General features: G+C 52.7%; 21 protein-coding genes and 1 pseudogene. 18 read left to right on the top strand and 4 right to left on the bottom strand.

The window, feature by feature from the left end:
- The first annotated feature begins 114 nt into the window (after positions 1-114).
- From SBL51_RS04865 to SBL51_RS04825, 10 genes and pseudogenes are all read left to right on the top strand, one after another.
- Entirely contained in the window at positions 115-1,323 is a 1,209-nt protein-coding gene (locus tag SBL51_RS04865; RefSeq protein WP_317929593.1) for a cytochrome P450, read from the top strand.
- Between the two features lie 3 nt (positions 1,324-1,326).
- A pseudogene (locus SBL51_RS23270) lies at positions 1,327-1,470 on the top strand (zinc ribbon domain-containing protein); the annotation flags it as partial.
- 12 nt (positions 1,471-1,482) lie between these two features.
- Positions 1,483-1,728 (top strand): OB-fold domain-containing protein, encoded by a 246-nt coding sequence (locus SBL51_RS04860; protein ID WP_317929591.1) that lies wholly within the window; start codon positions 1,483-1,485, stop codon positions 1,726-1,728.
- Between the two features lie 18 nt (positions 1,729-1,746).
- Positions 1,747-2,901, top strand: coding sequence for a thiolase family protein (locus SBL51_RS04855; RefSeq protein WP_317929590.1), 1,155 nt, complete (start codon positions 1,747-1,749; stop codon positions 2,899-2,901).
- Positions 2,901-3,659, top strand: a complete 759-nt coding sequence (locus tag SBL51_RS04850; RefSeq protein WP_317929589.1) for a hypothetical protein — start codon at positions 2,901-2,903, stop codon at positions 3,657-3,659. The genes SBL51_RS04855 and SBL51_RS04850 overlap by 1 nt, the downstream gene beginning before the upstream one ends.
- Before the next feature lie 65 nt (positions 3,660-3,724).
- Complete coding sequence (locus tag SBL51_RS04845; RefSeq protein ID WP_317929587.1) at positions 3,725-5,050, top strand: amidohydrolase family protein; 1,326 nt, start codon at positions 3,725-3,727, stop codon at positions 5,048-5,050.
- Between the two features lie 354 nt (positions 5,051-5,404).
- The gene (locus SBL51_RS04840) at positions 5,405-7,828 is read left to right on the top strand and encodes a TonB-dependent receptor (RefSeq protein ID WP_317929585.1); all 2,424 of its coding nucleotides are present in this window, start codon (positions 5,405-5,407) and stop codon (positions 7,826-7,828) included.
- 705 nt (positions 7,829-8,533) lie between these two features.
- On the top strand, positions 8,534-9,340 hold the full coding sequence (locus SBL51_RS04835; RefSeq protein WP_317929583.1) for an enoyl-CoA hydratase/isomerase family protein: 807 nt from the start codon (positions 8,534-8,536) through the stop codon (positions 9,338-9,340).
- Positions 9,341-9,400: 60 nt separating this feature from the next.
- The gene (locus tag SBL51_RS04830; protein ID WP_317929581.1) at positions 9,401-9,817 is read left to right on the top strand and encodes an SRPBCC family protein; all 417 of its coding nucleotides are present in this window, start codon (positions 9,401-9,403) and stop codon (positions 9,815-9,817) included.
- Between the two features lie 215 nt (positions 9,818-10,032).
- The gene (locus SBL51_RS04825) at positions 10,033-10,710 is read left to right on the top strand and encodes a haloacid dehalogenase type II (RefSeq protein ID WP_317929579.1); all 678 of its coding nucleotides are present in this window, start codon (positions 10,033-10,035) and stop codon (positions 10,708-10,710) included.
- 93 nt (positions 10,711-10,803) lie between these two features.
- On the opposite strand, the gene pyk is transcribed toward SBL51_RS04825, so the two are convergent.
- From pyk to SBL51_RS04810, 3 genes are read right to left on the bottom strand one after another with little or no spacing between them, the layout of a single operon-like run.
- Positions 10,804-12,276, bottom strand: coding sequence for a pyruvate kinase (pyk, locus tag SBL51_RS04820; RefSeq protein ID WP_317929578.1), 1,473 nt, complete (start codon positions 12,274-12,276; stop codon positions 10,804-10,806).
- Between the two features lie 50 nt (positions 12,277-12,326).
- Entirely contained in the window at positions 12,327-13,706 is a 1,380-nt protein-coding gene (locus tag SBL51_RS04815) for an FGGY-family carbohydrate kinase (protein ID WP_317929576.1), read from the bottom strand.
- Between the two features lie 3 nt (positions 13,707-13,709).
- A complete protein-coding gene (locus SBL51_RS04810) occupies positions 13,710-15,407 on the bottom strand; it encodes a nucleoside transporter (RefSeq protein WP_317929575.1) in 1,698 nt (565 codons plus the stop codon).
- A 218-nt stretch (positions 15,408-15,625) separates the two neighbouring features.
- On the opposite strand from SBL51_RS04810, the gene SBL51_RS04805 reads away from it, so the two are divergent.
- The 7 genes from SBL51_RS04805 to SBL51_RS04775 all read left to right on the top strand — a co-directional run bounded on the left by SBL51_RS04805 (position 15,626) and on the right by SBL51_RS04775 (position 23,637).
- Positions 15,626-17,812 carry a bifunctional rhamnulose-1-phosphate aldolase/short-chain dehydrogenase gene (locus tag SBL51_RS04805; RefSeq protein WP_317929574.1) on the top strand — a complete coding sequence of 729 codons (2,187 nt, stop codon included), beginning with the start codon at positions 15,626-15,628 and terminating at the stop codon, positions 17,810-17,812.
- A gap of 116 nt (positions 17,813-17,928) precedes the next feature.
- The gene (rhaI, locus tag SBL51_RS04800) at positions 17,929-19,221 is read left to right on the top strand and encodes an L-rhamnose catabolism isomerase (protein ID WP_317929573.1); all 1,293 of its coding nucleotides are present in this window, start codon (positions 17,929-17,931) and stop codon (positions 19,219-19,221) included.
- Positions 19,222-19,253: 32 nt separating this feature from the next.
- Positions 19,254-20,063, top strand: coding sequence for a (Fe-S)-binding protein (locus tag SBL51_RS04795; protein ID WP_317929571.1), 810 nt, complete (start codon positions 19,254-19,256; stop codon positions 20,061-20,063).
- Positions 20,064-20,065: 2 nt separating this feature from the next.
- Positions 20,066-21,487, top strand: a complete 1,422-nt coding sequence (locus SBL51_RS04790) for a LutB/LldF family L-lactate oxidation iron-sulfur protein (RefSeq protein WP_317929569.1) — start codon at positions 20,066-20,068, stop codon at positions 21,485-21,487.
- Positions 21,488-21,498: 11 nt separating this feature from the next.
- Positions 21,499-22,140: a lactate utilization protein C gene (locus SBL51_RS04785; protein ID WP_317929567.1), complete on the top strand. Its 642-nt coding sequence runs from the start codon at positions 21,499-21,501 to the stop codon at positions 22,138-22,140.
- 91 nt (positions 22,141-22,231) lie between these two features.
- A complete protein-coding gene (gene ligA / locus SBL51_RS04780; RefSeq protein WP_317929565.1) occupies positions 22,232-22,654 on the top strand; it encodes a protocatechuate 4,5-dioxygenase subunit alpha in 423 nt (140 codons plus the stop codon).
- On the top strand, positions 22,651-23,637 hold the full coding sequence (locus tag SBL51_RS04775) for an aldo/keto reductase (RefSeq protein ID WP_317929563.1): 987 nt from the start codon (positions 22,651-22,653) through the stop codon (positions 23,635-23,637). Before ligA ends, SBL51_RS04775 begins: the two co-directional genes overlap by 4 nt.
- Positions 23,638-23,657: 20 nt before the next feature.
- On the opposite strand, the gene SBL51_RS04770 is transcribed toward SBL51_RS04775, so the two are convergent.
- Entirely contained in the window at positions 23,658-24,551 is an 894-nt protein-coding gene (locus tag SBL51_RS04770) for a LysR family transcriptional regulator (protein WP_317929561.1), read from the bottom strand.
- A gap of 257 nt (positions 24,552-24,808) precedes the next feature.
- On the opposite strand from SBL51_RS04770, the gene SBL51_RS04765 reads away from it, so the two are divergent.
- On the top strand, positions 24,809-25,786 hold the full coding sequence (locus SBL51_RS04765; protein ID WP_317929560.1) for a fumarylacetoacetate hydrolase family protein: 978 nt from the start codon (positions 24,809-24,811) through the stop codon (positions 25,784-25,786).
- Positions 25,787-25,813 lie beyond the last annotated feature (27 nt).

Raw genomic sequence — 25,813 nt, 5'->3', positions numbered from 1 at the left:
AGTGAAAGAATTTAATGAGCACAATAAGGCCAGCGCTTGCGCTGGCCGATATATAAGAAGGAGCAATCCATGACTCAACCGACTTTAACTCCCGCCGTGCCTAAGCCTGAGCATGTGGCCGATTCCCTGGTTTATGATTTCGATTATTTTGCCGACGAGGCGATGACTCAAAACGCTCACAATCGAGCCTTGGATATTGCCAAAAATGCGCCTGGCGTATTCTGGACGCCGCGCCAAGGCGGTCATTGGATTTTGGCCAGCCACAGCGCTATTTTTGAAGCTTCACGTGATACTGATCACTTCAGTAACTCACCTATCTCCTACGATGACCTGCAAAAGATTTTAGCCTCTTTGCCTGAGGGCGCTGTAAAGCCATTTATTCCCGCGCCCATTACGTTTGATCCGCCCCAGCATGCAATTTATCGCAACCCGTTGCAGAAGGCCTTCTCTCCCAAAGCCATGAATGAGTTGAAGGGCAAAATTCGCGAATTGGCGGCTTCGTTAATTGATGCGGTTAAAGATAAAGGCGAGTGTGCATTTGTTGATGCGATTTCCGAGCCGTTGCCGGTAACCGTTTTCCTGGAAATGTTCGGTTTGCCGGTTGAGCGCCAGCGCGAATACCGGGACCTGGTGAAAGAACATTTTTCCAGTCTTGATCGCGACTCCGCAGCTATTACTGCGCGCTTACGCAAGGTCGCCGATGTGATGCACGATACTATCGTCGAACGCCGAGACAACCCAAAAAATGACTTGATTTCCATGTTATGGCAATCAGAATTTAACGGCGAAAAAGCCACCATGTACGATATCGAGAACTACGCTGTTATGTTGTTTACGGCGGGGCTGGATACCGTGGTTAATGGTATGGCGTTGGGTGCTGTTCATTTAGCGACCCACCCAGAATTGCAGGCTGAATTGCGTGCCCATCCAGAAAAAATTTCCGCAACCACTGAAGAGATGCTGCGTCGTTACACCTTCACCTTGCCACCTCGTTTCTTGGCTGAAGATTACGAATTCCAGGGTGCCAAAATGAAAAAAGGTGAGATGGCTCTGCTTTTCTTACCCGCGGCCGACTTGGATGCCAGTGAGTATCCAAACCCTGAAAATTTTGATGCCGATCGTGAAGGTAAAGCGCACATTGCCTTTGGTGCTGGCCCGCACCGCTGTTTGGGTTCTCACTTGGCTCGTATCGAACTTAATATCCTCTATGAAGAGTTGATGGCTCGTCTGCCGGAGTTCCGTTTGGACCCTGATAAACCGCTTGTTTACCATGGCGGCCACGTTTGGGGGCCGGAAGAAGTTTATCTGAAGTGGGATGTGTAACTGATGTCCATCTTACCTCTTCCGCGGCTGGACTCTTCGAATCGCGCCTTCTGGACAGGCGGCGCTGAGGGTAAACTTTTTATTCATCGCTGCCAGGATTGTCAGGGGTTTGTTCACCCACCGAGGCCAGTCTGCCGCCACTGTCTATCTGAAAACGTAGTGCCAGAGGCAGTTGCAGGTACCGGTGTAGTAGAGACCTTTACCGTAAATTATCAAAAGTGGCATCCACAGGCGGAGGTGCCTTACGCCATCGCCCGAATTAAGCTCGACGGTGTTCCGGGGGTTTATCTCACATCCAATATTATTGGCTGTGACCCGGAGACGGTTGATGTGGGTGATCGTGTGCGTGTTGTTTTTGAGCAGCGCGATGATGTCTACGTGCCGTTATTTGAAAAAGTTGAATAAATAAAATAAGAGATCGCTGTGAACGAAGCTTATATCACTGGTATTGGTCAGTCTGAAGTTGGTGTCAGATTAGAACGGCATCCGTTGCTGTTAACGGTAGATGCGGTTAAAGAGGCTCTGGCGGATGCGGGGCTGTCGATATCACAAATTGATGGCGTTTCCACCTACCCAGGGCGGGCCTCCGCCATGCTAGGCTTTTCTCCGGTAGGTGCAGACGATTTAATTGATGCGCTGGGTATAAAAGCGACTTGGTATGCCGGCGGTGGTGAGATCACCTCTCAGCTGGGTGCGGTGGTTGCTGCGGCAGCGGCTGTTAAAGCCGGTTTGGCTCGCCATGTTATCTGCTATCGCACGGTGTATGAGGCGGCGGCATTTACCAAGCCTGACGAATACCCTATGCCTAAGCGCGATAGAGTCGATAGTTATTCGCAGTGGTTCGCGCCCTTTGGTGCTATGTCGGCAGCCAACTGGACCGCACAGTATGCGATGCGCCACGTAAAAAAATATGGCCTAACTCGCGAGCAGTTAGCACAAATCTCCTTGACCGATCGCGCTAACGCCGCACTTAACCCTAAAGCGTTGGTGCGTGAGCCGTTAACTTTAGATGAGTACATGTCGGCGCGCATGATTTCTTCGCCGCTCTGCCTATTTGACTGCGACCGATACACCGATGCCTCCACCGTTATCATTGTTTCGGCGGGTGAGGCTTTGGATGAAATTAAGTGCACTCCTGTGCGTTTGGCCGCAATGGCGGGTAGTGTGCATCGCCACAGCTGGGATCAAGCCGAGTGGATGGCTTCCTATGCCACTGGCCCGGATCTATGGAAACAGACCGACTACCAGCCAAAGGATGTCGACACTGTTCAGTTTTACGATGGCTTCAGTTTCCTGGCACTCACCTGGCTGGAAGCGTTGGGCTTTTGTGAAATTGGCGAGGGCGGTAAATTTATTGAAGGTGGCAAGCGTATCGCCTTGGATGGCGAACTGCCCTTGAATACCTTTGGTGGCCAAATTGGCGCTGGGCGGTTGCACGGCTTTGGTTTTGCCCATGAAGCTGTTGTGCAGTTGCGAGGCTTGGGGGGTGCCCGGCAAATTAAGGGTGACCCGAAGGTGGCTATCGCAACCTCCGGCGGCGGTCCTCTGGCCACTGCGTTGTTGTTAGCCCGCGATTAATGCCTTTTTCATTGGAGACGCCGGTAGCTTCGGTATCCGGATTTCGCCGGCGTTTTTCCATAGAGCCTGATGAATTGTCGATTCGTGTGGCAGTGGAAGATGATTTTCACTGCATGAAATTGTTCATTGAACATAAAGATGGCGTTGCGCAAACGGTAACGGCTGAAATAATCAGAGCTCCATGGACTACCTGCCCAGGTGCGCAGCAGAAAGCGACTGAAACATTTATCGGGCAGAGCCTTACGGATTTTGATCGTCTGGGTAGTAAGAAGCAGAACTGCACGCATTTGTACGATTTGGCTTTGTTGGCCGGCAACCATTACATAGCGGCTAGTTCATTTATTTACGATATCCTAATCTCTGACCCAGATGAAACGGGGTTGAGTCTTGGGGAAGTTCACCGTGATGGTGAACTTTTGTTACGTTGGCATGTGCGAAGCTTTGTTGTTGAGCTACCCGAAGAGGCAATGAAGGGCCGTTTGGATCGGTTGACGCCGTGGATTGAAAGTCTGGAAAGCGAGCTAAAAGAGCCCGCTAAATTGTTGCGCTGGGCGTTCATGATCGCGCACGGCAGAACTATTCCAATGGCTGATCAGTCGGATGCTACAGCCATGCCGCCGAACTGTTATACCTTTCAACCTGAACGTGCTGTAACTGCTGTAAGAATTGGCGAAATAATCGATTTCAGCGTAGAAAATTTAGAACCTCTCGCTGCTTTGGTTATCGCAAATGATAATGAAAACAAATCAACTCGATAGTTGAATTATCACTCACAAGCCAGAATAATCTGGTACCTGACATACCGCCGAATGAGGAAGATAGTATGGAAATGAATGATCTTGTGATCATCAGCGTAGATGACCATATCACCGAACCCCCAGACATGTTTGACAAGCACCTGTCCAAAGAGCATTTGGCAACAGCTCCAAAATTTGGCGTGGACGAGAACGGTAAAAACTTCTGGACTTACCAAGGCATGTTCATGCCATCGGTTGGTCTGAATGCCGTTGTTGGTCGTCCACTGGAAGAGTATGGAATGGAGCCAAACTCTCTGGAAGAGATGCGTCAAGGCGTATACAACGTTGATGCCCGTGTCGGCGACATGAACGTCAACGGCATTGCTGCTTCACTCAACTTCGGTACCGTAGTTGGTTTTGACGGTGGTCGCTTCCATAAAGCTCCCGATAAAGCCTTGGCTTTAATTCACCTGCGTGCTTACAACGATTGGCACATTGATGAGTGGTGCGGTGCGCATCCTGGCCGTTTTATTCCCTGTGGCATTCTGCCCACTTGGGATATGGACGCAACGGTAGCTGAATTGAAGCGAATTGCGGCCAAAGGTTGTACTGCGGTTTCTTTGAATGAAAACCCAACGACTCAAGGTTTACCCAGTATTCACAACGCTTATTGGGAACCACTGTGGAAAGCCGTAGCAGATTTGGATATTACTATCTGTTTGCACATTGGTGCAGGTAACCCGGCCCCTCATGCTTCTGCGGAAACCCCCATTGAAGCATGGATTACCACCATGCCGATGTCTTGCAGTGTTGGTGCCGCTGACTGGCTGCAGTTGTCCGCCTTTGAACGTTATCCTTCAATGAAAATCTGCCTGTCTGAATCTGGTATTGGTTGGATTCCTTACTTCATGGAACGTGCCGATTTCAGCCACTCACGGCACAAAGCCTGGACCCACTCCAGCTTCCAAGGCAAGAAACCAAGCGATATCTTCAAGAAGCATTTCATGAGCTGTTTCATTGATGATGCATTTGGTCTGGATAACCTCAAATATCTGAACGAAGACCTAATCGCTTACGAGTGCGACTATCCGCACTCCGATACTTTGTGGCCCGAGGTTCCCGAATTCTTGTGGAAAACCTTGAAAGGTTTGACCGATGTGCAAATCGACAAAATCACTCACCTTAATGCGATGAACTATTTCAACTTTGATCTGTTCAAGCACAATAAACGTGAGGATTTAACGGTTGCTGCATTGCGTGCACAGGCTGCTGCGGCCGGTGTTGATACCACACCAAAATCAGCCGGTGGCGAATCGCCTTTGGCTGCCGGTGAAGAGCCGCGGCGAATTACCTCTGGTGACTTGATGAAGATGTTTGCCCACCACGCGGAAAAAGCCAAAGCAGCAGGTTAACTTACCGCTTTCTCAAATTTGATAAAAATTTGACCTTAGGCCTATGGTTACAGCAATTTATTTGTTCCCATAGGCCTTCTTATTAGGTAATCTTATAAGGCTGTGATATTCAGTCTTGCCCGGATTAGCGAAAAGCGGGACAACTTTTTAGGTATAAGAAATATAATTTCTATATCACTTTAATTCAGCAATAACCTATCACAACAATAACTCCGCTGTGGCCTTACTCGGCACGCAGGTCAATTATGTTCTTCAGATAGTTGGCTTTCGTGCGTGTAAAGAGCGGGCATCTCTCTTGTTATGCAAGCGCAAGCCACACGGATGTCCAAAAATCTTTGGAGAGAGATAATTATAATGAAAGCTGTTTCATTTCAGTTGCCAAACACCACATTTCAACGTTCATTAATCTGCATTGCCCTGGCATCAGCCTCTTTTGGTTATGTTGCTAATGTTGCAGCGCAACAAGAACTGCGAGTTCTTGAAGAGATCGTAGTGACTGCTCGCCGACGTGAGGAGAACCTGCAAGAAGTACCTGTGGCCGTTACGGCTATGGGGGAGGATTACCTGCGTAACCAAAACATTACCGAGCTGAATGATTTGGGGACTCAAGTGCCGTCGTTACGTGTATCCAACGGTGGTACCTCCACCAACGAACCGGTTATTTCGATTCGTGGCCAGCGCCCCACCGATTCAACTCTCGGTTTGGATGCCGCTATTCCCATCTATTTTGCCGATATCGTAATGACCCCGTCATTCGGTACTAACTTGGGTATGTATGACCTATCCAACGTACAGGTATTGAAAGGTCCGCAAGGTACTCTATTTGGTCGTAACAGTACCGGTGGTGCGCTGTTAATTACACCAAAGCGACCCGGTACCGAGCTGGGCGGTTATTTCGAAGGCAAGGTAGGCGATTTTAATCTGGTGAGTGCCGAAGGAGCTGTTGATATTCCCGTAAATGATAACCTCCAATTTCGTCTGTCTGGCCGTAAGGTCACCCGTGATGGTTATCAGGAAAACGTTCGTTCAGATCTGGTTAATGAAGATTTTTGGGATGAAGATTCCGAAGCGCTGCGTTTGGGTGTTAATTTTGAAACTGACGGTTTCAGTAACCTGCTGACCCTGGATTGGGGACAGAATGATATGTTCTCCCGGGTTCCTGTTCCCGCAGCCTATAACAGCAGTACAAATCTTGGATTTTTGATCGGTGCCTTCTACACACAGGATGGTGTAAACCTTGCCCAACAGGCCGTTGATGAACAAGCAGCCCGGGATGATGCGTTTAAAATCGCTACCGATGTTCTTGGTAAAGATAAGATTGAGAACACTGTTGTTGCGAATGTAACCGAGGTTGAGCTTACCGCTGATCTCAGCTTTAAAAATATTTTCGGCTACCGTAATGTCGAATGGAATCGTGCGAACGATGCTGATGGTACTGCTTTGCCAATGTTTGGTAGCGAAACCGGCGGCTTGGTACCCACGTTTAATCCCGATGAAATAAGCAGTGAGTCAGAACAGTTCAGTGACGAAATTCAGTTGGTTGGATCTGCCTTTGACTACGCCATGGACTGGATTGTTGGTGGTTACGTTTATGAGATGAAAGGTTCTCAAACCGGGTTGGTGCAAATTATAGCTGCGCCAAGTCCAAGCACCTTTTCCATTTTCCAGTCAGCTCCGGAGGGTGATGTTAAAAATACTGCTGCTGGTCTGTTTGGTGAAGGTACCTATAACTTTTCCGATCAATTGTCTTGGACAGTAGGTTTGCGTTACAGCTCTGATAAGCGGGAAGTTACCACTAAATACCGGACTGCGATTGGTAATATAGCGGCATTAACTTGTGCTGTGTCTGATGAGAACGGTGTTCTACTGCCGGATGATAACTGCGCTCGTACAGAGAGCGAAACCTACAGCAGCCCCACTTGGCGGACCTCGCTAAACTACAAGCCCGCCGAAGGCCATCTGTTGTACGGCAGTATTTCTACCGGTTATCGGGCTGGTGGTATCAATCTCCGTGGTTTTGATAACGAAACTCTGCAGCCCTTTGACGAAGAGACCGTTATCACCTATGAGATTGGCCACAAAGCCGATTGGCGTATTGCTACCGTGCCGGTTCGATCTAACCTTGCTATCTACTGGCAGGATTACAAAGATATCCAGAAGAGCCAATCCACAACTGCCGGTACCGGCTTTGGAGTCGTAACGGTTAATGCGGCAAAAGCCACTATTGCTGGCCTCGAGTTTGATATCGTGGCGTCAGTAACTGATAACCTGACGATGAGCTTTGCTTACTCGTATGTCGATGCTGGTTACGACGAGTGGATTTCTGACCAAGGTTGGGACAAGGAAGTTGATCTGTCTGACAGTGACTTTGTCTATATCCCAGAGCAAACTGCTACTGTGTCAGTTAACTACTATCTGCCAATCGATCCCAGCTTCGGTGATCTATCACTGTCAGCCAGTGGCTATTGGCAAACCGAAATGACCACTGATGAAACAGCAGTCGTCTATGACGAGCAGGCTGCTGTTCAGAACTGGACTGCCGAGAACCTGGCGATTGCCAAGAGCGTTTCTGAAGTTGATGGTTATACCGTATTCAACTTGAGAGCGGATTGGCGTAGTGTTATGGGCTCAGCGTTTGATGTTGCCCTTTACGCGAACAACGTTACCGACGAAGAGTACGTGGCCGGTGGCTTGAACGTGATTGATTCACTGGGCTGGACGGCGTTCACCTATGGTGCTCCCCGTACGGTTGGTGCATCAGTTCGTTACAGTTTCTAAAAGTGAAGGCCATTGTGTTATCACTGTAAAATAGAAGCAGGCAAGAACGGGAAGCAATGCTTCCCGTTTTTGTTTATAGCTAGTGCGAAGCTCGTGTACCAGCATGTTCATACCTGCCTTGCCATACCCACCTTGCCATACCCACCTTGCCATACCCACCGATTGCTGTAGTGACATTGCGCCTCGGCTAGTCTGATTTATCTGTCTGCTCCACTATTACCGCCTGGCGGGGATATTGTTCTGCCTCATTGCTCAAGTTTGTTGAACAAATGCGTTGTCTATTCGCTAGAAGGTGACTGTATTGTTAGCCTGCGTTATTTTTAATCGAGTGTCTCTATTCAAAATTTCAGTTATTATCTAAGCGTTTTTAATAAAAATTGTATTTGTCGTCGGTAGCACAATCCGCATCGGGTCGATCATTTAAGTATTTGCTTGCCTCAGTAATTAACCTACTGCCCTTTGATCGTTAGGCCTATGGTCGTATTGACGGTTACCTAGGGTTGTATTTGTATTCGTAATTTGTAAGGGACGGTTCACTTATTTTGAATAATGGGTGAATCAATTAAAATTGCTGTTTATTAAGTGGTCGTATTAGCCGCGTTAAACGAGAACTTCATATTAATTAATGACCTTGTTCGCTTTAGTAGTTAGTGCTCCGGCTATTTATAATCAGGTAGATAATAAGCATAAATATAAGGTGATATTGTGGCTGAATTTAAAGATGTTCTTGTCGTCAAGCCAAGCAGCTCCCTTGCGATTGTAAAGCTCAATCGTCCGGCTGCGCGCAATGCAATGACGATTACAATGGCTCGAGAATTAGAGGTGGTATTGAACGAGATCGCCTCCGACAACGCCTGTCGTGTTGTTATTCTAGCCGGCGAAGGCGCTGCATTCTGCGCGGGGCTCGATCTAAAAGCCAATCAGCAGCGTCAGCTTGAGAATCCCGGAATCAGTGCGAATATAGCGTTGCAGGAGCAATTCTCAGGTTTGATTACGCAGATACGATCCATGCCGCAACCGGTTATTTGTGCAATGCAAGGTGCCGTTGCCGGTGCGGGGTTGGGGTTAGCCCTGGCATGCGATGTCCGGATTGCCACCAGCACTCTCAAGTGCCTTGTTGGCGCGGTAAAAATAGGGTTAAGTGCGGGTGAATGTGGTATTAGTTACCATTTGCCGCGTGTGATTGGTGCATCCCGGGCTTTCGAAATTATGCTGACCGGGCGGCCGGTATTGGCGGAAGAGGCGAGTCAAATTGGCTTGGTAAGCCGGGTAGTGGAGCCGTCTGACCTCATGAATTGCTGCATGGAATTGGCTGATTCTATGTTGGAAGTTAGTCCATATTCTTTACAATCTACGAAAAAGATTATGTGGCAAAATTTAGATTCCCCAAGTATACAGGCTGCCATTCTGCTGGAAAACCAGACTCAAATTGTCGGGCTGGCCACCAGTGATTTCGCTGAAGCCTGTTCTGCATTTCTTGAAAAACGAGCACCAAAGTTCCAAGGTGACTAGGCAATCATTACTCTGATTGACTGTCTAACATTGCTTCAATTTATAATAATTAGGTGTTTCATGATCTATGTGTCTATTACTCGTTCTTTCACGCTACCAGCGGATCAGGTTTGGTCGTTGCTCTCTAATTGGGGCGATACTCAATGGTTAACGAAGGAGTTGACCCCCGAGGTTTTTACCTCGGAAGAGGGGGTGGTCCGGCGTTTTCATAATCCTGGGATGCCGCCATTGGATGAAACTCTGCTCTCTGCTGATACTGAAAGTCGTACTCTACTGTACAAAATTGCGCAGTCTCCGCTTATGCCTCTTGCGAACTATAATGGTCGTGTAGTGGTTAAGCCGGTCGATGATGGCTGTGAAGTGGAGTGGAGTTGTACATTTAGCCGAGGGGGGTTGGAGGTGAGTGAAGCGGAAGCAAAGGCATCTGCTAATATAGATAAGTTATTAAATTGTATGGAAACATTTTTAATGCAATAACATGTTTAAGTTGTTAGGCGGAGTTAGTAACTTATCGGCTATTTTATGTAACTGGGATTTTCCCGTGCCGGTTATTGTTTTGTAACCTGGTTAGCATTATTGGCTTATGGCCAGTGGCAAAAGGAGTGTTTACTTGGCAATACTCCGCCGCGGTACACATTTCTTATTCTCTAGATTAACAAGACAACAACTCTCAACAACTCTCGGTAACAGAGATGGCTACGGCTTTAGCGTTTGATATCTACGGTACATTAATCGACACCCACGGCGTTGTTGCCAGGCTGCAATTGTTGGTGGGTGAACAGGCGGCACAGTTTTCCCGTGTTTGGCGAGAGAAGCAACTGGAATACAGCTTTCGCCGTGGTTTAATGCAATGCTATGAAAATTTTGACGTCTGCACACAGCAGGCATTGGAGTATACTTGCCAATTGTTAAAATTTTCGCTCTCAGCGGAAGTGAAGTCCGAACTAATGGCGCTCTATCGCAAGCTGCCGGCATTCGATGATGTGGCAACTGGCTTGGAAATGGCGAAAGGTTTTGGCTTTTATCGATATGCTTTTTCCAACGGACTAAAAAGCAGTGTGGAGGCCTTGTTAGTAAACGCCGGTATCATTCATCAATTTGACGCGGTTGTCAGTGTCGACCAGCAGCAAACCTTTAAGCCGAATCCCTTGGTTTATAAGGCGTTGGCCGGTAATATGCCGCAGCCCGGGGGTTCAATCTGGCTGGTATCCAGTAACCCCTTTGATGTTATCGGGGCAATTTCAGCTGGGCTCAAGGCCGCCTGGATTCAACGGCAGGCTGATGCGGTATTTGATCCCTGGGGTATTGAGCCTACACTCGTCGCTTCAACTCTTCCGAATGCTATTCAAGCTATAAACAAAAGCCAGTAGCTGGAAACCAATCTCGCTTTAATTCTTCGTTGGCTGTGTCTTACTGAGTGGATTTTGGCTCCGCTATTAATGGGAAGTGAGAACGCACATCGCTTAGGTCTTCGAATGGTGTAGCTCCATTCGTACGTTTTTTACGTCGATAATTTTCATGGTGTTGGTCCCGCCATGAACATCTTTATGGTCTCCTTTGGAGACGATCACTGTGTCGTTGGGGAAAACAATTTCACGCTCGAGTAGCTGTGTAATAGCCCGATCAATTAGGTCATCTGATGAGTCGGGTAAATCTGCTAATTTAATTGGGTTAACACCGCGGTATAGCACTACCCAGCGTTCTGTTTTCTTCGTGCGCGTAAAGGCGAATATTGGAATAGATGTGCTGACCCGGGACATCAACAGCGGTGTGTGGCCGGTTTCAGTAAGGCAGATGATGGCGCGTACGCTCGGCATGCCATTGGCGGTATGGATGCAGGCCATGGCTATCGCTTCATCGGCGCGGTTGTAATCAAATGGCGAAAGCTGGTTGGCTGTTTGCGCTTGTGGATAACGTTCCGCACCAACAATGATGCGATGCATTGCTGCAACCGTCTCTACCGGAAAATTTCCCGCTGCGGTCTCGGCTGAGAGCATAACTGCATCGGTGCCATCCAATACTGCGTTGGCGACATCGAATACCTCAGCACGAGTCGGCAGGGAGTTGCTGATCATCGACTCCATCATCTGAGTGGCGGTGATGACACTTTTATTGAATCGTCGCGCTTGGCGGATCATCGATTTCTGTACCGCCATCAACTCGGCATCACCAATTTCCACACCCAGGTCACCACGGGCAACCATAATCGCGTCGCTAGTACGGATGATCTTTTCTAGCACGCTGTTATCACTCACCGCTTCGGCGCGTTCAATTTTGGCAACAACACCAGCGCTGCCGCCAGCCTGCTGTAACAGCGCTCTGGCCTGTTCGATATCGTCGGCACTACGTACAAAAGAGACCGCCAGATAGTCGACGTCGATCTCTGCGGCCAGTTCTATATCGCGTAGATCTTTGTCGGTGAGTGCTGCTGCAGAGAGGCCACCGCCTTCACGGTTGATCCCTTTGTTGTTAGAAAGAGTACCGGCGACCTGTACTTGGGTAACGATACGGGCACCCTCTATTTTTATTACCTGTAAAACCACTCGGCCATCGTCGAGCAACAAGCGGTCGCCGGGGTTAACCTCTTCAGGCAGTTGCTTGTAGTCGATGCCTACGTGGGTTTGATCACCCACGTTCTGGTCCAGCATTGCATCCAGAATAAACTGGTCGCCTATCGCTAATTGAACGGGGCCGGTGGCAAAGCGTGCGATACGAATTTTAGGGCCTTGAAGATCACCCAGTATAGCTACGGTGCGTTGTAATTTTTCGGATATTTCCCGCACCAATGATGCCCGTTGCCGGTGGTCTTCCGGGTGGCCATGAGAGAAGTTAAGTCTCACCACATTGACACCGGCTCGAATTAACTGCTCCAGTTGCACGGGGTTATCGGTGGCGGGACCTAGAGTGGCGACAATTTTCGTACGGCGAATATTCACGAATATCTCTCTGTGTGCTTGCGACTGTTATGGGTCATTTGATGGCCGATCTAGTTGCTTACGGCAGTGCGCCAGCGTTGTTGATAATCTTCTAGGTTTTGTATCTGGGTGGCCTTTGCCCGCTGATACGCTTGGCCTATATTCGCTTGCTGCCATCGCGTTAATACCCAGCAACCAATAATAGAACCGGCTTCCTGGCCGGAGAGCAGTATCGGCTGCTGCGGTCGTAACTGTGCCAGCAGTCGGCAGAGCAGGGGGTTTTTTAAGGAGGTGCTGCCGAATAAAATCGGTCCTTTGGCAGACAGTAGCTCCAGCTCCAGGTCAATCATTAATGCCAGGTAAAGAGTCGCCAGCGCTTTGCCGTTGTGAGGCCGGCCTTCTATTGCGGCGGCGCGGTCATTATATGGGCCGCTATTACCGGCAAAATTAGGCAGGGCGAATACCTGTTCATCCACTAGTTGTTGAATGTCATCTGCGGCGACAGCATCGTCGGCCGAAGCGTGGGTCTCTGCGCAGATCGCTTCAAATTCGCGGCCACCCATAAAGCGGGCACAGGCTACCAGCTGACCCAGTACGCTAACATTGGCGAGCATATCGCGGCTCTCCTGCAAGCGTCGGCAGTCGGTACCCATGGCCATGGTGATTACCCAAGTGCCGGCGGAGACCACCGTCAGTTCTTGTGCACCATCGATTAGGTTGCCGGCGTTATGGAGGTGCCACGCGAGACTGGCGTTGGAGTCGTGCACGCCGGGAAATACCTGGCAATCCTGAGTCAGGCCGGTAGCGGCAGCCACTTCCGCAGTAATTGGCCCGAGCGGCTGCCAGTTGCTTATCGGGGGCGGTAGGGTATGGGTAAGTTGCAGACTGTTCAGCAATTTAGACGGCGCATCGGCCTCCGGTAGCCACAAATCAGTGTGGCAGCCCAGAGAAGTTCTTTCCGAGGCGGCAATACCAGACAGGCGCCAGGCCCAATACTGGGGGTAGAGCAGAAGTTGCCTGGTTTGGGCAAATTGCTCGGGGAAGTGCACCTTCTGCCACCAGAGCTGGCGGCCCAGGTTTAGGCCGAGTGGCAGGCGCGGCGAGAGGGTGTCGGCAAACGAAGGCCGCACTTGATCGTAGCCATCGGCAATCGCATCCAGCTCTTCATATTCATAATCCATTGCCGGCAGCGTTGGCGTGCCGGTTTCATCCAGCAGCACCGCGCAGGCGCCGTGGGTGCTGATATTGATTGCTGCCACCGGGAATTGGTCGGCCACCTGGCGCAGGCATTCGAGTAGCCATTGCCAGATGCCCTCTAAATCAATATGCGGGTAGGGCGCAGCGGTATTTGCCACGTTGGCTCTGCTCTCCGCCCAGAGCAGATCGCCGTTGCTCCCGATCAATTGGCACTTCAGGTTGGTTTTTCCTAGGTCGACAATAAAGCTGTTCATGGCTTAGGCAGGGTTGGTCTCTTCGGAACTGCCGGCACGGGCAAGCTGCTGATCGCGCCGATTTTGCTCCCATAACCACAGCAGGGCGGCGGCAAAGTAGGAAAAGGTGGCCCAGGCCAAGTAGCGGTGAAAGTGATTGAAATCGATACTGTGTGAGAAGGTGAGTAGTGCCAGCGCTAGGCAGAGCAGTAGCAGCGCCATGGAGGCAAAGCCGAACAGATTACGGCCGCTGTCGGCGGGTGTGTGCTGGTGTTGTTTAAGGTGGGCCAGGTAGTTAGCTTCCCTCTGTTTACGCCCCGCTTCAGCCGCTTGCCCGCCCAGCATTGCCGCTGAGTGTTTCACTTTGGCGCCGAAGGCCCGTGCCAGCAGCGTGTAGGCGAGCATGGTAAACGCCCAGGCCGGCAGTAGAAGGAAGAAGAGGTGCACGCCAGCCTGGTTAAGGGCAAAGGCAAACAGCAGCGCAGCCAGCCAGGTGATCAGTGCCGGCCAGTTAATAAAACGCTGGCTGTAACTTGTCCAGTAACGGGTGAGGCCTATACATGGGAAGAGCCAGTGCTCGGTGACAATAATGGCGCCTACAGGGGCAAGGGTGAGGCCCATCAAGCCGACAAAGTCGAGCAGCTTGGTAAAGACAAAGGGGAAGCAGGCGATGAGCGTGGTGATCACGCCGGTAACTGCAGTGACCTTCTCGCGCGAGAGGCTTGGCTTCAGTGATTGGAAAGCGAGGCCTGCGCGATAGATGGTGGGGTTGGCGGTGGTCCAGCCGGCGATAATCACCGCCAGAATGCCGGCCGCCCCCAGCGCTTGGAAGGCTACCGCGCCGGCGTCCAACTGGTTAATGGGCGTGGTCAGCAGCAGGGCCGCGCCGGCGCCCATAATGCCCGCACAGACCCAGGCCATAAAATGGCCGATGAACATACCCAGGGCAGAGAAGTAACCATATTGCGATTTGCGGGCAAACCTCAGTATGGTCATATCGGCCAAGCCGCCGTGCATGGCCAGATTGCAAATCCACGCAAATGCCGTCACATGCCAGAAGCCGAGCTCCCCCTGGCTATCCCGCCAGATATGGGTATCGGCGATGCGGCGGAAATCCGCCCAGCTGCCGACGCCATCGACGCCCGGAGTTGCCTCAGCCAGCAGTGGCAGTAGGGCGATACCCCCCACCAGAAACATCAACACCATCCAGGGGGCGCAAACCTCGGCAAATTTGGCCACCAATGTGAAGCCTTTGGTGGCCACGGCAGCTACCACCAGGCCAACAGCCACTGCCACCAGCACAAAGCCCGCGCTGGTGGGGTACCAGTGCACCTGGGCGGGCAGATCAAACAGAATCCGTACTGCCGAGGCCGATACGGTAATCATGGCGCCAGCCAAGACACAGAACATCACGCCATTAACCAGTGCATAGAGGCGCACCATGCCTTTGCCGGCGATCTTCTCCAGGTAAGCGTAAAGCGTCAGCCGGGTATCGACCGCAATGGGTGCGCAGATTAATGCCCAGGAGAGTACCGCCAATAGATTGCCGAGCAGCAGCCCCCAGAGGATATCCATGGTGCCCACGCCCCAGGCGACGAAGGTGGCGCCAATAACAAATTCGGTACCGGCGGCGTGTTCTCCGGCATAGCTGGCGGCAAAGTGACGGGCGGGTTGCAGATGTGATGGCGGGACCGGTGCTCGGTCAAATTCAGATGTACTCATTTGATTATTCTTGTTTGTAATGTATGGATTTGAGCGTGTTTCTCTGCTCGGATAATACCAGTCATTATCGTATATGCAATATAATGATTGTAAATGATTGATTGTGATTGTAGAGTCACCCTTATTGGTTGGTGGCGTTTGCCCTTAACAAGAAGCATCAACGCTCGCACAACGCCGCCGACGCCGTTCATCTAAGCATAACTCCCATCAGGAAACCTATGAGCCAAGAACAAAGCCGCCACGTTAACTACCTGTGGTGCGATGATGAATCTGCCGGCCTCGACCCAGTCGCGTCGTTAATCTATCGCTCTAATCGCCTGGGCGATGACCTGCGCATCACCAATACCGGCGGTGGCAACACCTCGGCCAAGGTGGTCGAGGTCGACCCGCTTACCGGCGAGGAGGTGACGGTGCTGTGGGTGAAGGGCTCCGGCGGTGATCTGCGCACCTCCACCCGTGATAATTTCGCTTCGCTCTACCAGGATAAACTGCTGTCTCTGGAGGGGCTCTATTGCCGTGCCGACGTTATCGGCCCGAAAACGGATATCGAAGATGCCATGGTGGCCATGTACCCACACGCCACTTTCAACCTGAACGCCCGTGCCCCCTCCATCGACACGCCACTGCACGCTTACATTCCACATCCGCACGTCGACCATATGCACCCCAACGCGGTGATCGCTGTAGCCGCCAGCGCCAACGGTAAAGCCCTTACCGAAGAGATCTGGGGTGGTGATCTGGTATGGACCGATTGGCAGCGGCCAGGTTTTGATCTGGGGTTGGTGTTGCGCGATGTCTGCGTTAAATACCCGGATGCCAAAGGTGTGCTACTGGGCGGCCACGGGGTGATTAACTGGGGCGACAGTAGCAAAGCCTGCTACGACAAAACCCTGGAGATCATTAACAAGGCGGCGGCTTATATCGACGCTCACGACCGCGGTGAGCAAACCTTTAATGGCCAGCGCTACGCAGCGCTCGATGATCACACCCGCGAGGCGGTATTGGCGGAAGTGCTGCCGCATCTGCGTGGTTTGGTCAGTGGCGAGAAAAAGATGATTGCCACCGTGCAGTGGGATGAGTCTATCCAGCGTTTTGTTAATTCAGCCGATGCGCCGCGCCTGGCAGAGTTGGGCACCTCCTGCCCGGATCACTTTCTGCGCACCAAGATCAAACCCCTGTACGTGGCGTGGGACCCGGCCTCCGGCGATATCGCCGCCTTAAAGGCGCTGCTGAGTGAAGGGGTGGAGCGCTACAGTGAGGACTACCGCCGCTATTACGAAAATTGCCGGCACAGCAACTCGCCCGTTCTGCGCCCAGCGAGCCCGACAGTCTGTTTGATCCCCGGTATCGGTATGATCGCCTGGGGCAAGAACAAGAGTGAATCGCGGGTAACCGCCGAGTTCTACAACTGCGCCGTGGAAGTGATGCGCGGCGCCGAAGCCATCGGTGGTTACGTGGCGCTAGCGCAACAAGAGGCGTTCGATATTGAATATTGGCTGTTGGAAGAGGCCAAGCTGCAGCGCATGCCGAAAGAGAAAGCCCTAGCCCGCGACGTGGTCGTGGTCATCGGTGCCGGCGATGGTATTGGCAAGGCCACGGCCCTGCGTATGGCCGCCGATGGTGCCCATGTGGTCTGTGCTGATTTGCGTGCGGAGGCCGCCACTGCCACCGCCAATGCGATTACTGAGTGTTATGGCCAGGGTATCGGCGTTGCCGGCAGTGACATCTCTGCCTGTGGGCCGGCAATAGGACTGGCGGTGGATATCACCCAGCGTGAGAGCGTACAGCAGCTGTTTTGCCAGGTACTGCTGGCCTATGGCGGTATCGACAAAGTCGTGGTTACCGCCGGGGTGTTTTTAGCCCCTGGGCAGTCGGGCATGAGCAATGAGCAGATGTTCGATCTCAGTTTTGCGGTGAATGTGAAAGGTGGCTATATCGTCGCCAGCGAAGCGGCGCCCATTTGGCAGGCGCAAGGGTTACGCGGGGCATTGGTGTTAACCACCAGCGTTAACGCCGCCGTGGCCAAAAAGGGCTCCCTCGCCTACGACACCAGCAAAGCGGCCGCTAACCACCTGGTGCGTGAGCTGGCTTTGGAGCTGTCGCCCCTGGTGACGGTCAATGGCTTGGCGCCGGCGACCGTGGTGAAAGGCAGTACCATGTTTCCACGCGACCGGGTGATGGCGTCGCTCAGCAAATACGCCATCGGCTTTCTGGACACGGAGAGCGATGATCAGCTGCGTGAAAAACTGGCGGAGTTCTATGCCCAGCGTACGCTCACCAAACAGGCGATCACGCCGGAGGATCAGGCCGAGGCGGTGTATGCATTGATCTCAGGCCAGCTCAGTAAAACCACCGGCCAGATTATCTCGGTGGATGGCGGCCTGCACGAGGCGTTCCTGCGCTAGCTCAGTTCCAGAAAAACGTTTCCGTTGGCGGAGCTTTGCCTGCGCCAACTTCTCCATACAATGACGGTATCTGCCCTAAGCTAAAAGAAAAAGGTGGGCAGAACAGAGGTTAAGCCATGACAAAGTTAATCAATAGCGACCTGGTCGCCGCCCAAAACGACAAACAACTGCAAGCGCTGCAAGCCGATTACGATCACCTGGCCGTACAGTTGGCCAGGCGCGGGGTTGATATCGTAGCAATTACCGAGCGTGCCAAGGTATTTCAGGTGGCGGTGCCGAGTTGGGGTACCGGTACCGGCGGCACCCGCTTTGCCCGCTTTCCCGGCATTGGCGAACCGCGCAATATTTTTGAAAAGTTGCAAGACTGCTCGGTGATCAACCAATTGGTCTGTTGCACCGGTTCAGTCTCACCCCATTTTCCCTGGGATAAGGTCGATGACTTCAGCGAATTGCGAGAAGCGGCCGATGATTTGGGGCTCGCCTTCGATGCCATCAACTCCAACACCTTTCAAGATCAACCCAGCCAGCCGCTCTCTTACAAATACGGCAGCCTTACCCACACCAGCGAAGCGGTGCGCGCACAGGCGGTGGCCCACAATCTGGAGTGCATTGAGTGGGGCAAAGCCCTGGGCTCTACTGCGTTAACCGTGTGGATTGGCGATGGTTCGAACTTCGCTGGCCAAAGCCATTTCCAACGGCAACTGGAGCGCTACCTGGAGAGCGCGCGCACCATCTATGCGGCCCTGCCGGATGAGTGGAGTCTGTTCCTGGAGCACAAAATGTTTGAGCCCGCCTTCTACTCCACGGTTATTCAGGATTGGGGCACCAGCGTGCTCTGCGCCATGGAGCTGGGCGAGAAGGCCAAATCATTGGTCGACCTTGGTCACCACGCACCGAATGTGAATATCGAAATGATCGTTGCGCGCCTGATTCAGTTCGGCAAACTGGCCGGCTTCCACTTTAACGACAGTAAATATGGTGACGATGATCTCGACAGCGGCTCGCTGCACCCCTACCAACAATTTCTGATTTTTAATGAGTTGGTGGATGCCGAGTACCGCCAGCAGCCCGGATTTAATCCGGCCTATATGCTGGATCAATCGCACAATGTTACCGATCCTATCGAAAGCCTGATCAACTCTGCCGAAGAGGTACAGCGCTCCTATGTAAAAGCGCTGTTGATCGACCGCGAAGCCCTGTACGGCTTTCAGGAGAGCAACGACGCACTCATGGCTACCAACACCCTGAAGGCGGCATTTAATATCGACGTGTCGCCAATTCTGGCCATGGCTCGACTGCAATTGGGGGGTGCCATTGCGCCCCTCACCAGCTACCGCGCCAGCGGCTATCGTCAGTCGGTGGCCCAGCAGCGGCCATCTACAGGAGAGAGCGGATCTGGTATCGTTTAGCAGACTCGAATCACTGATTGCGAGGACGATCCATGAAAAGTGTCGGCTTTTTTGCCAGCTGCCCGGTCGATCTGTTTCGACCGAGCGTGGGCTTTGCCAGTGTTGAACTGCTTGAACAGGCGGGCTTCACCGTACATGTGCCGCCGCAAAGCTGCTGCGGCCAGGTTAACTTTAACAACGGCGTTTCCTCCCAGGCCCGCCAGTTGGCCTGGAATTTAATAACCACCTTTGAACCCTTCGATTACACCGTTATTCCCTCCGGCTCCTGCGGCGGTATGATCAAACACCACTACCCAGAGCTTTTTCAAGACGACCCGCGGCTGCCGCGGGTGCTCACCTTTTGCGAAAAAGTTTTTGAGCTCACCGATTTTTTGGTAACCGTGGCGGAGCAGGATTTAACACAGCGGCTGGTGTTTCCCAATGCCCAATCGTCGGCTACGCGATCGTCTGCAAATCCGTTGTCAGAAAAATCAGCGGTTATCACCTATCACGACAGTTGCGCGGGCCTGCGTGAAATGGGCATCAAACAGCAGCCCCGCAAATTGTTAAAGGCGTGTGGTGTTGCTGTCAGTGAAATGGTGGATACCGAGGTCTGTTGTGGCTTTGGTGGTACCTTCTGCGTAAAACACGCCCAGGTCTCCGCGCGCATGGCCGATAACAAAATCGACAACGCGCTGGCCGTTAACGCTGATCTGGTCATTGGTGGCGATCTCTCCTGCCTGCTGAATCTTGCCGGTCGCGCCAAGCGGCGGGGGGCCAATCTTAATTTTCGCCACGTGGCCGAGGTGTTGGTGGGGGATTGGCAAACACCTGCCATTGGCGAAGCCGACGAGCAGGGCTAGCTATGAGTAATCATTTTGTAGTGCGTACACAAGCGGCGTTGGCCAACCAGCAACTGCAATCGGCGCTGGCCAAGGCGGGCGGCGGTTTTGTCGCCCGTCGTCAGGCGGCCATCGATGCCGTGGACGATTTCGAGCTGATGCGCGATCAGGCGCAGGCGGTGCGCAAAAAATCCCTGGCCGATCTGGAAATTTATCTCGCCTACTTTGAACAACAGGTGGAGGCCGCCGGCGGCCGGGTGCACTGGGCGGAGACCACCGAGGATCTGCGTCGTATTGTCATTGAGTTGTGTCAGCAGGCTAACGCCAAAACCATCGCCAAAGGCAAATCGATGGTGGGCGAAGAGGCGCATCTGAATCAGGCGCTGGAGGCGGCGGGTATGACCCCTTGGGAGACCGATCTCGGCGAATATATTTTGCAACTGGCGCATGAGCCGCCAAGTCATATCGTTGCCCCGGCGTTACATAAAACCAAAGCTGAAATCGAGCAGCTCTTTAAACAGGCGCACACTTTGGGAGAGCGGGATCTAAGTGCAGTAAAAGCCATTGTCGATGAGGCGCGAGCGGTAATTCGTGAGCGCTTTTTAAAGGCGGATGTCGGCATCACCGGCGCCAATATGTTAATTGCCGAAACCGGTACAGCGGTGTTGGTCACCAACGAAGGCAATGGCGATCTGAGCGCCTGTTTACCGAGAACTCACATTATTACCTCCACCTTTGACCGGGTAATTCCCACCTGGGAGGATGCCTCCAAAATTATTCGGGTGTTGGCTCGCAGTGCCACCGGGCAACCCATTACCTCCTACACCAGCTTTTTTTCCGGGCCAAAAACGGCAAAAGATCACGACGGCCCGGAAGCCTTTCACGTTGTGTTGCTTGATAATCGTCGTTCAGAAATTCTGGGTAGTGACTACCGCGAGATGCTGCACTGTATTCGCTGTGGCGCCTGTATGAATCACTGCCCGGTCTATCAAACTGTGGGTGGCCATGCCTACGACAGCGTTTATCCAGGGCCCATGGGGGCGGTTTTATCGCCCTTGCTGCGCGGTTATAACCAGGATTACGAACTGGCCAGTGCTTCGTCGTTTTGTGGTCGCTGCGAGGCGGTCTGCCCGGTGCGTATCCCATTGCCGAAATTAATGCGCAAGCTGCGGGAACAGGAGCAAAGCGTGGTACCACCGGGCCTATTGCAGAAATTCGCGCTGGCGGGTTTCACCTGGCTTGCTAATAAACCTGGTCTCTACCGGCGGTTAACCGGGCTGGCGTCGGCTTGTTTGCATCGCCTGGCCGGTGGGCGTGGACGCTTGCACCGCTTGCCTTTGGCCAGTGGCTGGACCAGTGTGCGCGACCTGCCGGCACCGCAAGGCGGCAGTTTTCAAAGCCAATATCGGCGTGCCGGTTCAGCAAAGAAAAGTGCGGGAAAATAGGGGAGGCAATAATGGATTCGCAATCGGATTTTCGTACGCGCCTGTTTGCCAAAATTGCCCAGGCTAATGGCAAGCAATCTCTGCCAGAGAATTTAACCGCCAGTTTTCAGCAATTAATAAATGGCACTAAAGGTCAGCAATCCGGACTGGCCCCAATCGCCGACTGCCTGGCGGCCTTTAAGGAGAATGCCCGGCTGGCGGCGTGTGAACTGTTTGAGGTCATTTCCCTGTCAGAGATAAACACGCTGCTCAGTGAGCGCATGCCGGCCGGTGCCAATTTGATGGTGTCACCGCAGCCGGCACTGCAGCCGTGTGAGTGGTCGGTGGCTACAACCGACAACGCCCGCGAGGCGCAGTGGGGCCTCGCCCTGGCGGAGATAGCCATTGCCGAGACGGGCAGTGTCTGCCTGCATAGTGAGGCAGTGGCTACTGGACTACTCTATCTGGTGGAGACTCTAATCGTTGTCGTGCAGCAATCTCAAATCGTCGCGCGTCAGGAAGAGGCCTGGCAACAAATGCATATTGGCACTGGCCAGCGTCCGAGAGCGCTGCATATGATCACCGGCCCGTCGCGCACGGCAGATGTTGAGCAGATGTTGCAGTTGGGCGCACACGGCCCGAGGGAGGTACTGATATTTATTTTGGCCAACTGATGGTTCAGCTTTAAGAGTGTGTTAGTTTATTGCAGACCACGGATTTAATAATTTAAATAATTTACCGCTCGGCCTGTGGAGTAATCAGCTGATGTCAAAACTGCCCCCCTATGCAGATATCCCCGGTACCACTATTTTCGATGCCGATATGGCTCGTATCGGTTTTCCCCTTAATCAATTCTGTATGTCGTTAATGAGCGCCAATAATCGCACCCGTTTCCTGGCAGAGGAACGGTTGTATCTGGATGAGTGGCCAATGCTGGCTGAACAGAAAGAGGCGGTATTGAAACGCGACTACAATGCCATGCTCGATTTAGGCGGTAATATCTTTTTTCTGGCAAAAATTTTCGCCACCGACGGCCTTACTTTTCAGCAGATAGCGGCGCTCATGACGGGGATGCCTGCACGCGCCTATGCCGATATGATGCTCGCCGGCGGCCGCTCCCCGGCGGGTAACTGCTATTTGGCGGTGCCTGATGGCGATCACTGTTTACCAACGGAGTCAGCAGTATGAAAACTCGAACAATCGGTTCTTCCGTGGTGCCCGCCATCGGTTTGGGCTGTATGAATCTCAGTCATGCCTACGGCCACCCACCAACCCCCGAGCTGGCAACACAATTACTACACAAAGCCTTCGAGCTCGGGGTTCGCCATTTTGATACCGCCGCACTTTACGGCTTTGGTGCCAACGAAACGCTGGTGGGTGAAGCGTTAAAACCCTATCGCGCCGAAATACACTTGGCCAGTAAATGTGGTATGACCGGTGTCGATGGTAAGCGCGTGATTGACGGCCGGCCAGAAACATTAATACGCACGTTGGATGCGGCTTTGGACCGCCTGCAAACCGATCATATCGACCTCTACTACCTGCATCGCTGGGATAAGAGCGTGCCCATTGAAGAGAGTGTGGGTGCTTTGCAGCGCATGGTGGCGGCGGGCAAGATTGGCGCCATTGGGCTGTCGGAAGTGGGGGCGGAGACCTTACGCCGGGCGCATGGGGTGCACCCGATTGCCGCGGTACAAACCGAATATTCCCTCTGGACGCGCAACGCTGAGATCGCCGTGCTCGAGGCCTGTCGTGAGCTCAACGCCACCTTTGTTGCCTTCTCACCGGTCGCGCGCGGCTTTCTGGCCGGTGGCGTCAGCAGTCCGCAGGCGCTGGTGGAGAAAGATATTCGCCGTACCATGCCCCGTTTTCAGGAGCCCCATTTTACGGCCAACAGCGTTTGGCTAGGGCAGTTTGCCCAGTTGGCAGCTGAGGCTGGTTGTACCATGGCGCAGTTGTCTCTGGCTTGGTTGCTACACCAGGGAGAGCATATTCTGCCTATTCCCGGTACCACCTCAATTGCCCATCTGCAGGAGAATTTCGCGGTGGTGGAGCTTGAAGTCAGCGAAGCCATATTGGCGAAAGCGTCGGCACTGATCAACCAGGCCTCGGTGAGTGGAGCCCGCTACCCGGCGGCGACTCAAACCGAGATCGATACCGAAGAGTTTTAGCAGAAACCGCTTCACACCCGTTACAAGCGGGCGGCTGCCGACTGAATTTTATGCCTTACCCAACTGTGTAGCGGGTCGTTCTCCAGGGCGCGATGCCACTGAATGTGTTCGCGCATAACCGGTAGTTCTACTGGTGTCGGCAGTATGCGAATTGGCAGGTATTGGGCGTAGTATTCGGCGAGGCGTTTGTGCATGGTGGCAATGCGGTTCGTGCCCAACACCAGTTGCGGCAGCGTGTTGAAATCGTTGCTGATCACTTCAATACGCCGTTTGACATCGTACTGCTTCATAAACCAATCTTCGATGCTCAACTGACGGCTGCCGAAGCCTACCGAAACGTGGCCCATCTCGATATATTGCTCAAAGGAGATGGTGTCGCCCACCAGTGGGTTGTTAGCGCACACCACACAGACGTGTTCCTCTTCAAATAACAGTTCCGATGGGTGCCCCTCAACAGTGTAGCGCTGAGGTACCAGTACGAAATCGACTTCGCCGCGTTCCACAGTTAACAGAAAGGGCGTCATAATTTCGAAGGTAAGCCCCGGAGCCTCACTTTGGATCTCCCGCAGAACATCCTGTAGTAGTACGGTGATAATGAAATCGGCACTGGCGATACGAAAGTGGCGAACTGCCGTGGCTGGGTCAAAGGTGCGTTTGTTGATGATGTTGGAGCGTATTTTCAGCATCACTTCACGCACCGGCTTCTGCAGCTGCAGGGCGTAGGGTGTGGGTTGCATCTTGCGGCCAACCTGCACCAGGAGGTCATCTTCAAAAAATAGTCGCAGGCGCCGCAGTACACCGCTGGTGGCGGACTGAGTCATGTTAAGACGTTCGGCTGCGCGGGTGATATTGCACTCGTCCAACAGCACATCCAGGGCGACCAGTAAATTGAGGTCCAGGTGTTCAAAACGCATAGGGCTACCCACTTTTATTAGCTTGCCCTAGTGGAAGGGCTGCCAATTATTATTTTCGCCAATACATTCACCGCAATGCATCCGCTTGTCAACTAAGAGATAGGTATCTCACAAAGTGATAGGTGGCATTGTAATAAGTGATTTTTAAAACAGATTTCCGAAGCGTACTCTTTCCGTCATATCCCGAACAGTCTCGGTCATAACAATAACGTCTGGTGAGCCAATACGGGCAACCAGGGGATAAAACGGAAAACGCCATGAAATTTGCCTCTTTAAAGGCCGACACTCCCGATGGGCGCCTGGTCCTGGTCTCACGCGATCTGACAAAGGCTTTTGATATCGCCCACCTAGCAGCTACTTTGCAATACGCCATAGAGAACTGGCAGGCTCTGGAGCGCGAGCTGCAACACTGCTATCAACAACTCAATGACGGCCAGTTGGCCGATGCTTTCGCCTTCGACGTTAACCAGGCAGCTGCACCTATGCCGCGTACCTGGCAGTGGTTGGATGGCTCGCTCTTTTTAAGCCACGGCGAACTGATGCAAAAGGCCTTCAACATGGCGCCCATTGACGGCGCCGAGAAAATTCCACTGGTGTATCAGGGTGCGGGCGATGATTTTTATGGCCCCACTGATGACCTGCTGTTGCCGAGCGAAGCCCACGGTATCGACTTCGAGGGCGAGTTTGCCGTGATAGTCGATGAGGTGCCCATGGGCACCACTGCCGAGCAGGCACTCGACCATGTGCGCCTGATTACCATCGTCAACGATGTCAGCTTGCGTGCTCTGGCCCCGCGCGAGATGGCCACCGGCTTTGGCTTTTTGCAGGCTAAACCTTCCACCGCATTTGGCCCGGTAGCCATCACTCCCGATGAGTTGGGGCAACACTGGCGCGATGGCCGAGTGCATCTGCCACTGCATATCAGTTGGAACGGGCAGTGGTTTGGCAATCCCAACGGCAGCGATATGCATTTTGGTTTCCACGACTTGATCGCTCACACGGCTCTCACGCGCCGGCTATCGGCCGGCACTGTGCTCGGTTCGGGCACCGTTTCCAATCACAATCGCAGCGTGGGTTCCGCCTGTATTTCCGAGCGCCGGGCGCTGGATGTCATTGAATTTGGTGAGATAAGAACACCGTTTATGAAATTTGGTGACCGGGTGCGTATTGCCGCAGCCATGCCTGATGGCAGCACACCATTTGGCGTGATCGAACAACAGGTGGTTAGCGCCTAACTGGCGCCGGCAGCCAAACAACGGAAA

Origin of the sequence: Halioxenophilus sp. WMMB6 (assembly GCF_033283405.1) — a bacterium.
In the GTDB taxonomy this organism is placed as follows: Bacteria; Pseudomonadota; Gammaproteobacteria; order Pseudomonadales; family Cellvibrionaceae; genus Halioxenophilus.
This window is presented reverse-complemented; position numbering and strand designations above follow the sequence as displayed.

Coding starts and splice junctions, on each gene's coding strand:
- SBL51_RS04850 (WP_317929589.1), top strand. CDS start 2,901: ATGCCTTTTTCATTGGAGACGCCGGTAGCTTCGGTATCCGGATTTCGC.
- SBL51_RS04845 (WP_317929587.1), top strand. CDS start 3,725: ATGGAAATGAATGATCTTGTGATCATCAGCGTAGATGACCATATCACC.
- SBL51_RS04840 (WP_317929585.1), top strand. CDS start 5,405: ATGAAAGCTGTTTCATTTCAGTTGCCAAACACCACATTTCAACGTTCA.
- SBL51_RS04830 (WP_317929581.1), top strand. CDS start 9,401: ATGATCTATGTGTCTATTACTCGTTCTTTCACGCTACCAGCGGATCAG.
- SBL51_RS04825 (WP_317929579.1), top strand. CDS start 10,033: ATGGCTACGGCTTTAGCGTTTGATATCTACGGTACATTAATCGACACC.
- SBL51_RS04815 (WP_317929576.1), bottom strand. CDS start 13,706: ATGAACAGCTTTATTGTCGACCTAGGAAAAACCAACCTGAAGTGCCAA.
- SBL51_RS04810 (WP_317929575.1), bottom strand. CDS start 15,407: ATGAGTACATCTGAATTTGACCGAGCACCGGTCCCGCCATCACATCTG.
- SBL51_RS04805 (WP_317929574.1), top strand. CDS start 15,626: ATGAGCCAAGAACAAAGCCGCCACGTTAACTACCTGTGGTGCGATGAT.
- rhaI (WP_317929573.1), top strand. CDS start 17,929: ATGACAAAGTTAATCAATAGCGACCTGGTCGCCGCCCAAAACGACAAA.
- SBL51_RS04795 (WP_317929571.1), top strand. CDS start 19,254: ATGAAAAGTGTCGGCTTTTTTGCCAGCTGCCCGGTCGATCTGTTTCGA.
- SBL51_RS04790 (WP_317929569.1), top strand. CDS start 20,066: ATGAGTAATCATTTTGTAGTGCGTACACAAGCGGCGTTGGCCAACCAG.
- SBL51_RS04785 (WP_317929567.1), top strand. CDS start 21,499: ATGGATTCGCAATCGGATTTTCGTACGCGCCTGTTTGCCAAAATTGCC.
- ligA (WP_317929565.1), top strand. CDS start 22,232: ATGTCAAAACTGCCCCCCTATGCAGATATCCCCGGTACCACTATTTTC.
- SBL51_RS04775 (WP_317929563.1), top strand. CDS start 22,651: ATGAAAACTCGAACAATCGGTTCTTCCGTGGTGCCCGCCATCGGTTTG.
- SBL51_RS04770 (WP_317929561.1), bottom strand. CDS start 24,551: ATGCGTTTTGAACACCTGGACCTCAATTTACTGGTCGCCCTGGATGTG.
- SBL51_RS04765 (WP_317929560.1), top strand. CDS start 24,809: ATGAAATTTGCCTCTTTAAAGGCCGACACTCCCGATGGGCGCCTGGTC.